Annotated in this window: 11 protein-coding genes; 3 read left to right on the top strand and 8 right to left on the bottom strand. The window is 73.8% G+C overall.

Annotation, left to right across the window (positions count from 1 at the left end):
- Window positions 1-236: 236 nt before the first annotated feature.
- The 6 genes from ACRYR7_RS21385 to ACRYR7_RS21360 form a co-directional block, all read right to left on the bottom strand.
- The gene (locus tag ACRYR7_RS21385) at window positions 237-1,439 is read right to left on the bottom strand and encodes a Gfo/Idh/MocA family protein (protein WP_432574130.1); all 1,203 of its coding nucleotides are present in this window, start codon (window positions 1,437-1,439) and stop codon (window positions 237-239) included.
- On the bottom strand, window positions 1,436-2,302 hold the full coding sequence (locus ACRYR7_RS21380; protein WP_432574129.1) for a phytanoyl-CoA dioxygenase family protein: 867 nt from the start codon (window positions 2,300-2,302) through the stop codon (window positions 1,436-1,438). The genes ACRYR7_RS21385 and ACRYR7_RS21380 overlap by 4 nt, the downstream gene beginning before the upstream one ends.
- 46 nt (window positions 2,303-2,348) lie before the next feature.
- The gene (locus ACRYR7_RS21375; RefSeq protein WP_432574128.1) at window positions 2,349-3,242 is read right to left on the bottom strand and encodes a carbohydrate ABC transporter permease; all 894 of its coding nucleotides are present in this window, start codon (window positions 3,240-3,242) and stop codon (window positions 2,349-2,351) included.
- A gap of 1 nt (window position 3,243) precedes the next feature.
- Window positions 3,244-4,194, bottom strand: a complete 951-nt coding sequence (locus ACRYR7_RS21370; RefSeq protein ID WP_432574127.1) for a carbohydrate ABC transporter permease — start codon at window positions 4,192-4,194, stop codon at window positions 3,244-3,246.
- Entirely contained in the window at window positions 4,194-5,510 is a 1,317-nt protein-coding gene (locus tag ACRYR7_RS21365) for an ABC transporter substrate-binding protein (protein ID WP_432574126.1), read from the bottom strand. The genes ACRYR7_RS21370 and ACRYR7_RS21365 overlap by 1 nt, the downstream gene beginning before the upstream one ends.
- Before the next feature lie 61 nt (window positions 5,511-5,571).
- Window positions 5,572-7,104 carry an alpha-N-arabinofuranosidase gene (locus tag ACRYR7_RS21360; protein WP_432574132.1) on the bottom strand — a complete coding sequence of 511 codons (1,533 nt, stop codon included), beginning with the start codon at window positions 7,102-7,104 and terminating at the stop codon, window positions 5,572-5,574.
- Window positions 7,105-7,482: 378 nt separating this feature from the next.
- Between ACRYR7_RS21360 and ACRYR7_RS21355 the strand changes: the two genes are divergently transcribed.
- A complete protein-coding gene (locus ACRYR7_RS21355) occupies window positions 7,483-8,496 on the top strand; it encodes a LacI family DNA-binding transcriptional regulator (protein WP_432574131.1) in 1,014 nt (337 codons plus the stop codon).
- Window positions 8,497-8,515: 19 nt separating this feature from the next.
- Here ACRYR7_RS21355 and ACRYR7_RS21350 read toward each other — a convergent pair whose 3' ends face one another.
- On the bottom strand, window positions 8,516-9,202 hold the full coding sequence (locus tag ACRYR7_RS21350) for a class I SAM-dependent methyltransferase (protein WP_432574125.1): 687 nt from the start codon (window positions 9,200-9,202) through the stop codon (window positions 8,516-8,518).
- Window positions 9,203-9,311: 109 nt separating this feature from the next.
- Between ACRYR7_RS21350 and ACRYR7_RS21345 the strand changes: the two genes are divergently transcribed.
- On the top strand, window positions 9,312-9,647 hold the full coding sequence (locus tag ACRYR7_RS21345) for a hypothetical protein (protein WP_432574124.1): 336 nt from the start codon (window positions 9,312-9,314) through the stop codon (window positions 9,645-9,647).
- A gap of 46 nt (window positions 9,648-9,693) precedes the next feature.
- Window positions 9,694-10,704: an MsnO8 family LLM class oxidoreductase gene (locus ACRYR7_RS21340; protein WP_432574123.1), complete on the top strand. Its 1,011-nt coding sequence runs from the start codon at window positions 9,694-9,696 to the stop codon at window positions 10,702-10,704.
- 40 nt (window positions 10,705-10,744) lie between these two features.
- On the opposite strand, the gene ACRYR7_RS21335 is transcribed toward ACRYR7_RS21340, so the two are convergent.
- On the bottom strand, window positions 10,745-11,005 hold a 261-nt coding region (locus ACRYR7_RS21335; RefSeq protein ID WP_432574122.1), incomplete at its 5' end, for an EAL domain-containing protein.

Raw genomic sequence — 11,005 nt, 5'->3', positions numbered from 1 at the left:
GGGGGGCGGGGCCCGCGGGGCGCGCCGGCGCGCGGTGCGGGCGGGGCGGGGCGGGGGGGGGGCGGCCTACCACCGCGCCCCCGCCCCCCCCCCCCCCCCCCCCCCCCCGGTCCGGGTGGGGGAGGTGCACGACGCCCCGCCGCCGTGGGGCGGTGGCGTCACCTGCGGTGCTCAGTCTCTCAGGGGGTGGAGTCTCTCAGGAGGTGGACCGGTCGGGTGGTGGAACGCTCAGGTGCTCAGGTGCTCAGGTGGTGCAGCGGTGCAGCGGTGAGGTCCACCGGCTCGCCGACCGCCTCCGGCCGCTCGCACGTCGTGCTCAGCTCCACCGTCGAGCGCGTGTCCGCCGCCCGCTGCACCGACTCCATCACGTCCAGCACGTGCAGCGCGACCTCATCGCTCGCCCGGTGCGCACGCCCCGCACCCAGCGCGATCGCCAGGTCCGCCAGCCCGTACCCGCGCCCGGCGCCGACGTACCCCGCGCGCACCCCCACCTCGCGCCAGTTCGCCTCGTGGTCCGCCTCCGCCGACGGCGCCGGGGCACTGGCCGCGGAGTACACCTGCACGCTGCCGTCGAAGTGGTTCGGGTCCGGCACCGAGAGCGAACCGCCCGTGCCGTGCACCTCGATGCGCGGCAGGCGCGCGGCCCAGGTGTCGAAGCTCATCACCAGCGTGGACACCGCACCGCTGGCGTGCACCAGCACCCCGGCCACCGAGGAGTCGATCGCCACCTCGAAGGACTCCCCCGCGCGCGGGCCCGAGCCGATGGTGCGCTGCTGCTGCGGGCGCCAGGAGACGCCCACCACCCGCTGCACCGGACCCAGCAGGTGCACCAGGGAGGTGACGTAGTACGGGCCCATGTCCAGCAGCGGCCCGCCGCCGGGCTGGTAGTAGAAGTCCGGCTGGGGGTGCCAGCGCTCGTGCCCGGGGGTGGTCATGAACGCCGTCGCCGAGTGCGGCACCCCGATCTGCCCGGTGTCGAGCACCGCGCGCGCGGACTGCACCCCGGTGCCCAGCACCGTGTCCGGCGCGCAGCCCACCCGCAGCCCCGACACGGCGGCGGCCTTGACGACCTGCCGGCCCTGCTCCACGTGCATCGCCAGCGGCTTCTCGCCGTAGACGTGCTTGCCCGCAGCCAGCGCCTGCAGCGCGATGTCGGCGTGGGTGCGCGGCAGCGTCAGGTTGAGGACGACGTCCACGTCGTCGGCGGCCAGCAGCTGCTCCAGCGGCAGCACCCGCGCGCCGGCGTGCTCGGCGGCCAGCGCCCCGGCGCGCTCGGTGTCCAGGTCCGAGACGGCGGTGATGCGCAGCTGGGGCAGGCGGGCCAGGCTGGCGGAGTACTGCTTGCTGATCACGCCGGCGCCCACGACACCGACGCGCAGCGGGGAGCCGTCCACGGGGGCGCCGCTCGCGGCGGCGGGCGCGGTGGTGGCCGCGCTCACCGGCTCGCCGGCTCGTGCTGGGCGCGCAGGCGCTCGGGGACGACGGCCTCGCGCGGTGCGGTGGGGCGGAAGTCGAGCCGGTCCACGCCCAGGCCGCGCAGCACCGCGCGCTCCACGGGCGAGAAGTCGGCGGGGTCGGGGCGGTCGAAGTCCATGGGCTCGCGCAGGCTGATCGGCGGGTTGGTGATCAGCCGCTGGGCGCGCAGGACGTTCTGGGAGGTGGCGTGCAGGACGAAGGGGTGCATGAGCACCACGTCGCCCTGACTGCCGGTCAGCTCCACGAAGTCGCGGCAGTGGTGGATCAGGCCGGTCTCCTGCAGCTGCTCGGGCAGCACGCCCTCGGGGCGCTCGGCCAGGTACCGGGCCACGACGCCGACGGAGTCGGTGGCCACGAAGGTGCCCCCGCCCCGGGAGAGCACGTCGGTCCACAGCACGATGGTCAGCAGCCCCTGCTCGGGCGAGTCCAGGAAGTGCCGGAAGAAGTCGCCGTCCTTGTGCCAGCCGCCGACCCGGGCCGACGGCGGCTCGAAGGGCCGGTCGGCCCCGACGCCGAGGTTGGCGATGATGCCGTCGCTCCAGGACCAGGGCGTCTCGATCCGCTCGACCCCGCCCAGCAGCTGGCAGGCGGCCGCGAAGGCGCGCGGGGCGAACTCGGCGGCGTCCACGCTCTGCTGCGAGGGCAGGTGCACGCGCGGGCGGTCCCAGGTGGAGGGGTCGTCGCGGTCGACGCCCAGGCGCTGCCAGGCGCGCTCGACGACGGGCTCGGCCTGCTCGGGCTCGAAGCACCGCTCGAGCACCACGTAGCCCTTGTCCAGGAAGTGCTCGACCTGTGCGTCGCTGAGCACGGGGGTGGTGTCGCTCATCGGGACCTCTCTCGGGTGGTGGGGGTGGGTGGGCGGCCGCGCCCGCTCAGCCCTTGAAGGCGCCGTCCATGATCCCGGAGACCATCTGCTTGCCGAAGAAGGCGAACAGCACCAGCAGCGGGACGGTGACCAGGAAGGAGCCGGCCATGGCCAGGCCGAGGTCGACGGAGATGTTGCTCTGCAGGGCCTTGATGGCGATCTGCGCGGTGTACATGTCCGGGGACTTCAGGACGATGAAGGGCCACAGGAAGTCGTTCCAGGCGTTGACGAAGCCCAGCAGCCCCAGGACCGCGGCCGCCGGCCGCACCACGGGGAAGGCGATGCGGGCGAAGATCTGCCAGGAGTTGGCCCCGTCCATGCGCGCCGCCTGCAGCAGCTCGTCGCTGATGGTGGCGCTGATGTGCTGGCGCATCCAGAAGATGCCGAACGCGCTGACCAGGCCGGGCACGACGAGCGCCTGGAGGGTGTCCACCCACCCCAGCTGCGACACGATCATGTACTGCGGGATGACGGCGAGCTGCGCCGGGACCGTCATGGTCAGCACGAGGACGAGGAAGAGCACGTCGCGGCCGCGGAAGGTCATCTTCGCGAAGGCGAAGCCGGCCAGCGAGCACAGGAACGCCTGCCCCACGGCGATCAGCGCCGCGACGATGAAGCTGTTGATCAGCGAGCGCACGAACGGCACCGTCTCGAAGACCAGCCGCAGCAGGTCGAGGAAGTTCCCCCCGGGGACCACGCGCGGCGGGAGCTGGGTGGCCGCCTCCGAGCCGACGGAGGAGACGACGAACATCCAGTAGACCGGGAAGATGCACGCCGCCGCCGCCAGGGCGAGGACCAGGTAGGTGTACCAGCGCACCCGGACGATGCCCCGCCTGCGGCCGGTCCTCGTGGTGCGCGGCCGCAGGTCGCCCCGCTGCCGGGTGTGGGTGGTGGTGGCCATGTCAGCCCTTCTTCCCCAGACGGCTCGAGAGCAGGAAGTTGATGAACGCCACGACGACGATGATGCCGAACAGGGCGACACCGACGGCCGAGCCGTAGCCGAACTTGAACGACCCGAAACCCTGCTCGAACAGGAAGAGCGAGAGGGTCTGGCACTGGCGCGCCGTGCCGCAGGTGAGCGTGCCGTTGGACAGCAGCAGCGGCTCGGTGAAGATCTGCAGGCCGCCGATGGTGGACATGATGACGGTGAAGACGATCACCGGGCGCAGCGAGGGCAGGGTGATGTTGAAGAACTGCTTCACGGGGCCGGCGCCGTCCACGGCGGCCGCCTCGTACAGGTCGCGCGGCACGGCCTGCAGGGAGGCCAGGTAGAGCAGCGTGTTGTAGCCGAACCAGCGCCAGATCACCATGACCGAGATGAGCACGTGGCTGCCGGCGGCGGTGGACATGAAGTCGACGTGCTCGAAGCCCAGCAGCTCCAGGAACCAGTTCAGCAGGCCGTAGTCGCGGTTGAAGATCTGCGCGAAGACGATCGCCGTCGCCGCGACCGAGGTGATGTACGGCAGCAGCATCGCCATGCGGAAGAAGTTGGCCAGGCGCAGGAAGGCGTTGTTGAGCACCTGGGCCAGGATCAGCGCGATGATCAGCTGCGGGACGGTCGAGATGATCCAGATGCTGAAGGTGTTGCGCAGCGCGTTCCAGAACCGCGGGTCCTCGCCGAGCTGGCGGAAGTTCTCCAGGCCGACGAACGTCTTGTCGCCGATCGGGTTCCAGTCGAAGAGCGAGACGTAGAAGGTGAACAGCAGCGGGAACAGGCCGAAGACGAGGAACAGGACGTAGAAGGGCGCCACGTACCCGTACGGCGCCAGCCGCTCCCAGCGCTTCTCCACCGGCCGGGTGGCGGTGGCCGGCTTGACGGTCCGGAGGGTGCCGGGGGTCAGGGTGGCGCTCATCAGGCGCCGATCGCCGTCTTGATGTTCTTCACCGCGGTGTCCCAGGCTGCGTCGGCGGGGGCGCCGTCGCCCTCGACGCCGTTGAGCGCGTTGAGCAGCTCGGTGCTGATCTCGGTGTTGTACTGCCCGTTGACGAAGGGCTTCAGGCCCAGGACGGCCTGGGTGAAGATCTTGCCGGTGGGGGCGTTGCCGAAGAAGGGGTCGGTGTGGTCCACCAGCTCCGGCTTGTCGTAGTTGACCGGGGTGGTGGGCAGCGAGCCGGAGTCGACGAAGTGCTTGAGCTGCTGCTCGGGGGACTGCATCGCCTTCACGTAGTTCCACGCCGCCTGCGGGTTGGCCGCGCGCGCCGGGATGCTCAGGTAGCTGCCGCCCCAGTTGCCGCTGCCGCCGGGGATGACGGCGATGTCCCACTTGCCGGCGGTGTCGGGCGCCGCGGAGCGGATGGAGCCGAGCATCCACGACGGTGCGGCGACGGCGGCGAACGCGCCCTTGGCCATGCCGGCGTTCCAGCCGTCGGTGAAGCTCTCCAGCTTGGCGGTGATGCCGGCGGCGATGGCCTTCAGCCCGAGGTCGAAGGAGTCGCGGACGATGGGGTTGGTGTCGTAGACCACGTCGCCGTCGGCCGAGTAGTACTGCTCCTCGCCCTGGGAGACCGCCTGCAGGAAGACGGTCGTGGCGGCGTTGTCGATGAACGCGTTGCCGGTCGCCTGGGTGTAGCGCTGGCCGGTGGCGATGAAGTCGTCCCACGTCGGCCACAGCGCGCCGACCTCGTCGCGGTTCGTCGGCAGCCCGGCGGCGGCCATGAGGTCGGTGCGGTAGGCGACGCCCATGCCGCCGACGTCGGTGGGGATGCCGAGCAGCTCCCCGGAGGGGGCCTTGACCTGCTGGATGACCCAGTCGACGTAGTCGTCCTGGATCTCGTCGGCGCCGAGGGTGGTGAGGTCGGTGAAGTTGCCGGGGTTCATCATGAACTTGGGCATGTCACCGGCCTGGATGAGCACCAGGTCGGGCACCTTGCCGCCGGCCAGGGCGGTGGTCAGCCCCTGCGCGGTCTCCTGGGCGTTGCCGACCTCGGTGAGCTTGACGGTGACGTCGGGGGCCAGCGCCTTGTACTCCTCGACGGAGTCCTTCTGGTTGATGCCGGTGAACGACCAGAACTCGAAGGTGTTCGGGTCGCCGGCGCTGGACGAACCGCCCGAGCACGCCGACGCGGCCAGCGCGGAGCCGCCGGCGAGGGCGGACAGCGCCAGCAGGCGCCGGCGGGAGAGCGCCGACAGGCGCGAGGACTGCGAGGACTGCGAGGAGGACGTGTTCACGGAGGTCCCCTCCTTCGGGGAGTCGTGGGGTGCGCGGCGACGGGTGTCGGTGCGCGGGGGTTCAGCGAGCGGCGGGGAAGCTGACGGTGGCGAAGCTGTGGGGGGGCACCGTCACCTGCAGGAGGCCGTCGTGCAGGTGGACGTCCTGCAGCTCGCGCACCTGCACCGGGGTCTGGGAGGCGGTGTTGTGGGCGCCGATCCGGTCGGCGGTCAGCACGCGGGCGACCGGCCCGCCGGGGACGGCGCCGCGCACGTCGACGGCGACCTGCAGGGGCGTCTCGGCGTCGAGGTTGGTCAGCGACAGGAGCACCTGCCCGTCCTTGGTGCTGGCCGAGCCGGAGAACGTCGCCAGCTCCTCGTCGCCCACCCGCTGCGTCGGGGTCGTCCCGCGCACGGTCAGCGGCAGCGCCGCGGCGTCGTGGTGGCCCTTGTTCATCGCGAAGACGTGGTAGCTGGGCGTCAGGACCAGCGCGTCGCCGTCGGTGAGCAGCATGGCCTGCAGCACGTTGACGGTCTGGGCGATGTTCGCCATCACCAGGCGGTCGGCGTGGCGGTGGAAGGCGTCGAAGTGCACGCTGGCCACCAGCGCGTCGCGCATCGTGTTCTGCTGGAAGAGGAACCCGGGGTTGGTGCCGGGTTCGACGTCGAACCAGGTGCCCCACTCGTCCAGGACGAGCCCGACGCGCTTGTCGGGGTCGTAGGCGTCCATGACGTTCGCGTGCCCGGCGATGATCCGCTCGATCTCGCGGGCCTTGAGCATGGTGCGGTAGTACTCGTCCGCGTCGAACTCGGTGGCCGAGCCCTTCTGCTCCCAGGTGGGCCCGACGATCGTGTAGTGGTGGAAGGAGATCGCCTGGTAGGTGTTCTTCCCGTGCCCGCTGACCTCGCCGTCACCGAGGTAGCGGCCGAGGTTCTGCATGAGGACCTCGGTCCAGCGGTAGTCGGCGTCGGCGGCGCCGGCGGCGATGCGGTACAGGCGGTTGTCGCCGTGGTCCAGGCTGTAGGTGCCGAACTGGCGGGCCAGCTCGGCGTAGGCGCCGGCACCCATGCCGCCGCCGCAGCCCCACGGCTCGTTGCCCAGCCCCCAGAAGGGGACCGACCAGGGCTCGTCGCGCCCGTTGGCCCGGCGCAGCTGCGCCATCGGGGACTCGTCGGCGCGGGTGAGGTACTCGATCCACTGCGCGGCCTCGCGCACCGTCCCGCTGCCGACGTTGGCCGACACGTACGGCTCCGCGCCCAGCATCTCGCACAGCGCCATGAACTCGTGGGTGCCGAAGGAGTTGTCCTCCACGACGTCGCCCCAGTGGGAGTTCACCATCCGCGGGCGCTGCTCGCGCGGACCGATGCCGTCGCGCCAGTGGTAGGTGTCGGCGAAGCAGCCGCCGGGCCAGCGCAGGTTGGGGATGTCCAGGGCGCGCAGGGCCTGCACGACGTCCAGGCGGATGCCGCCCTCGTGGGGGACGTCGGAGTCCTCCCCCACCCAGAAACCGCCGTAGATGCAGCGGCCGAGGTGCTCGGCGAAGTGCCCGTACAGGTGGCGGTTGATGCGCGCACCGGGCAGGTCGGCGTCCAGCACGACCTCCACCCGCTGCACGGGCTCCGACCGCGGTGCGGTCTCGAGCGCGGGGTCGGTCTCGGGTGCGGTCCCGGCGGTGCGCAGCGCTGCGCCGGCTCGCTCGTCGTCGATGAGCACGCGGTCCTCACAGGGTTCGGTGGCCAGGACGCCCCGCAGCTCGCCGCGTCCAGGCCGGGCGTGCACGGGGTGGTGCAGGGGTCGTCCACGTCGTCGCACCGCCTGGCGCGCCACCCTCTTCGGTGGCCCGGACCCGCCGGTGCATATCGATATAATGAGCAGGCCCCCACACGCTGTCAAGCACTTCCCGCGACGCGCCCTCTTGTAGTTTTGCCACCGGGTCAGCTGCGCGGACCGGTGCGGCGAGCGAGGACACGACGGAGGTCGGCTGTGGTCACGATGCGCGACGTCGCCGCGGAGGCCGGGGTCTCCCCCATGACCGTCTCCAACGCGCTGACCGGCAAGAGACCGGTCAGCGAGCAGACGCGGCGGCTGGTCCTGGAGACCGTCGAGCGCCTGGGCTACCAGGTCAACGTCGCCGCGCGCAGCCTGCGCCAGGGGCGCACCGGCGTCGTCGGCATCGCCGTGCCCACCCTGGACAGCCACTACTACAGCCAGCTCAGCCACCGGCTGGTGCTGGCCTTCTCCCGCGCGGGCCTGGCCACCGTCGTGGAGGAGACCCACGCCAGCCGCGAGGGCGAGCTGGCCGCCTTCCGCGACTCGCGCCTGAACGCCTACGACGGCCTGGTCATCGCCGCCCTGGGCCTGAGCGAGCGGGAGATCAACGCCCTCGCGCGCGAGGTCCCCGTCGTGGTGCTCGGCGAGCAGGAGCTGCACCAGAGCGTCGACCACGTCAGCATGCCCAACGTCGACGGCGCCGAGGCCGCCACCCGGCTGCTGGTGCGGCGCGGGTGCCGGCGCCTGGCGATCGTGGGTTCACCGCCGCTGGAGGCGCTGGGCAGCACCACGCTGCCGGAGGGGGCCGCCTTCACGCTGCGCGCCCGGGGTTTCGCCCGCGTCGTGCGCGAGAGCGGCCTGAGCGCCGCCGCGGCCTACGCGGGCGTCACCCAGGCCGCCGGCGCGCAGTGCGCCCGCGACCTGCTGCAGCTGCCCGAACTGCCCGACGGCGTCTTCTGCGTCACCGACACGCTGGCGTTCGGGGTGGTCCGCGGCCTGGCCGACCACGGGGTGCGCGTGCCCGACGACGTCCTGGTCGTCGGTTTCGACGACGTCGAGGACGCCCAGTACCACATCCCCTCGCTGTCCTCGATCTCCCCGGACCACGACGGGCTCGTCGGCGAGGCCGTCCGCCTGCTCACCCGCCGCATCGCCGAGCCGTCGGCCGCCCCGCAGGACCTGACCGTCTCCTTCGAGCTCGTCGAGCGGGAGTCGACGTCGCGCCCGGGGGCGTGAGGAACCCGGGCGGCGCCCCTCAGGCGCGCGGCGCGTCCCGGTCGCGCTCCAGCTCCCACCAGCCGTAGTGCACGAGCCAGGAGTACTCCTCGTGCCACCAGGCCGGCACGAACCGGTACGAGGACACGGACAGGCCCGCGGCCGTCACCGCGCCCAGCTGCGCGGGCAGGTCGTAGCAGTGCAGGTCGACCCCCGGCAGCCCCTCCTCGGAGAACGGCCGCCGGGAACCGCCGCTCCCGCGCGCGGCGCGGTCCTCGACGACGCCCACCAGCAGCCGCGCCCCGGGCGCGCACGCCCCGGCGAGGTTCCGCAGCGTCGCGGTGAGGTCGCGGCAGAACTCCAGGCACCCCACGGCCAGCACGACGTCGAAGCGCCCCCAGCCGCCCGGCAGCGGGTCGTGGAAGTCGTGCTGCTCGTACCGGCCCCCGGGACGCCCGGCGCGCGCGGCCTCGAGCATCCGCGCGGAGAGGTCGACACCGGTGACGAGGACGTCGGGGGCCAGGTCCCGGGTGAGCTGCCCGGGCCCGCACCCCACCTCGAGCACCCGGCAGCCCGGCGTCACGGCGCGCAGCAGGAAGTCCGCCACCAGGGGGCCGTAGTGCTGCACGGAACGCCACCCCGGCACGTAGTGCGGGGCGGACTCGTCGTAGTACACCTCGACGGCCGCGCTCTGCGGCGCTCCCCCGGGTCCTCGCTCACCGTCCACGAACCGGCCGCTCCCTGGTGCTGCGCGGCTCTGCGGACCGCGGGGAGGCAAGGGTAGCGACCCGCGCCGGGGGCTCCCGCGCGGACGGGCCCCGGGCTGGTCTCGCCGCGTGGCAGCCACCCGGTCCGGCTCCCTGACGGCGGCCTCGCTGGTCGTCCTCGCCCTCGCCGGCTGCGCCGCCCTCGCGCTGGGCGCCGGCGAGGCGGCGGGGGCCACCGGCGGGCGCGCCGAGGCGCTGTCCGCGCCGGCGCTGCTGCTCGGCGTCGCGCTGCTGCTCTGGGCGGTGCTCGTGTGCGGGGCCTGCGCGGTCCACCTGGTGCGCCTGCTCCTCTCGCGGCGGGCCCCGGCGCGCGCGCAGGTCCTGCTGCTGCTGGCCGGCGCCGCCGCCACCGCCGCCGTGCTGCGGGCCCACCCCCTGTGGGGCAGCGGCTCGGGCCAGGGGTAGCGCCGCCGGGACGCGACGGCGGCGCCCGCGCGTTGCACCCGGCACCATGCCCGCACCCGCCGCACCCGCCCCGCCCGTCCTGTCGCTGCTGGACCGCACCCGCGCCACCGCCCCGCCCGGCGGCGGCCCGGGCGACGACGCCGCCGCGGTCCGCGCGACGGTCGCGCGCGCGGTGCGCGCGCAGGCGCTGGGGTACCACCGCTTCTGGGTGGCCGAGCACCACGCCGTCCCCGGCGTCGTCGGCCCGGCCCCGGCGGTGCTGCTGGGCGCCGTGGCCGCCGCGCTGGAGCCGTCCTCGGCGCTGCGGATCGGCTCCGGCGGGGTGATGCTGCCCAACCACGTCCCGCTGGTGGTCGCCGAGCAGTTCGCCGTCCTGCAGGCCCTGCGCCCGGGCCGCGTCGACCTCGGGGTGGGCCGCTCGGCCGGTTTCACGGCCCCGGTGCGGGCGGCGCTGCGCGCGCCGGGCAGCGACGCGCAGGAGTTCACCGACCGGCTGTCCGAGCTGCTGGACCTGCTGCACGGGCGCGCGCCGGTGACGGTCCGCCCGCGCGTGCCGGCGCCGCCGGTGGCGGTGCTGGCCACCGGCGCGGGCCTGGTGACCGCCGCGCACCTGGGCCTGCCCGTCGTCGTGGGCGGCCCGGCGCTGGAGGACCCGGCGCGGCTGGCGCGGTACCGCGAGGACTTCGTCGACCGCGGCCGCGGCGGCCCGCGCGTGACGGTGCTGGCCGACGTGCTCGTCGCCGACGACGAGGCCGCGGCCCGGCGCGAGCTGCTGCCGCAGGCGTGGTCCCTGGCGGTCTCGCGCACCCGCGGGGAGTTCCCGCCGCTGCCGGCCCCCGGTGACGTGCGGCTGGGGGAGCTCAGCGCCCGCGAGCGCCGCACCGTGCAGGAGGTCCTCGCGCAGGGCGTCGTCGGCACCGAGGCGCAGGTGCGCCGGCGCGTCGGGGACCTGCTGGCGCGCCTGGGGGCCCAGGAGCTGCTGGTCGCCACGACCGTGCACGACCCGGACCTGCGGGCCGAGTCCGACGCGCGCCTGGCCGACGCGCTGCTGGGGTGAGGCACCGCCGGGCGAGGGGCACCGGGCACCTCCGCCGGCCTCACGCCCCGGCGGGGTCCTCCTGCAGGACGCCGCGGCCGGTGACCGCCGGCCGCTGGAGCTCCGTCCGCTGGAGCCCCGGCCGCTGGAGTCCCGGGTCCGCGGCGCGCCGGCGCAACCAGGGCAGGACCTCGGCGGCGGGCATGGGGCGGGCGTGGTGGTAGCCCTGGGTCTCGTCGACGCCCAGCTCGCCCAGGCGGCGCAGGGTGGTGGCGTCCTCCACGCCCTCCACCAGCAGCCGCATGCCCAGGCTGTGCGCCAG

Origin of the sequence: Kineococcus gurbantunggutensis (assembly GCF_050871925.1) — a bacterium.
Taxonomy (GTDB): Bacteria; Actinomycetota; Actinomycetes; order Actinomycetales; family Kineococcaceae; genus Kineococcus.
Note: the sequence above shows the minus strand (reverse complement) of the source record. Positions and strands in the feature narration are given on the sequence as shown.

What these genes read in the sequence shown, in the direction of transcription:
- ACRYR7_RS21375 (WP_432574128.1), bottom strand. Translation starts at nt 3,242, where the DNA reads ATGGCCACCACCACCCACACCCGGCAGCGGGGCGACCTGCGGCCGCGC.
- ACRYR7_RS21380 (WP_432574129.1), bottom strand. Translation starts at nt 2,302, where the DNA reads ATGAGCGACACCACCCCCGTGCTCAGCGACGCACAGGTCGAGCACTTC.
- ACRYR7_RS21355 (WP_432574131.1), top strand. Translation starts at nt 7,483, where the DNA reads ATGCGCGACGTCGCCGCGGAGGCCGGGGTCTCCCCCATGACCGTCTCC.
- ACRYR7_RS21340 (WP_432574123.1), top strand. Translation starts at nt 9,694, where the DNA reads ATGCCCGCACCCGCCGCACCCGCCCCGCCCGTCCTGTCGCTGCTGGAC.
- ACRYR7_RS21370 (WP_432574127.1), bottom strand. Translation starts at nt 4,194, where the DNA reads ATGAGCGCCACCCTGACCCCCGGCACCCTCCGGACCGTCAAGCCGGCC.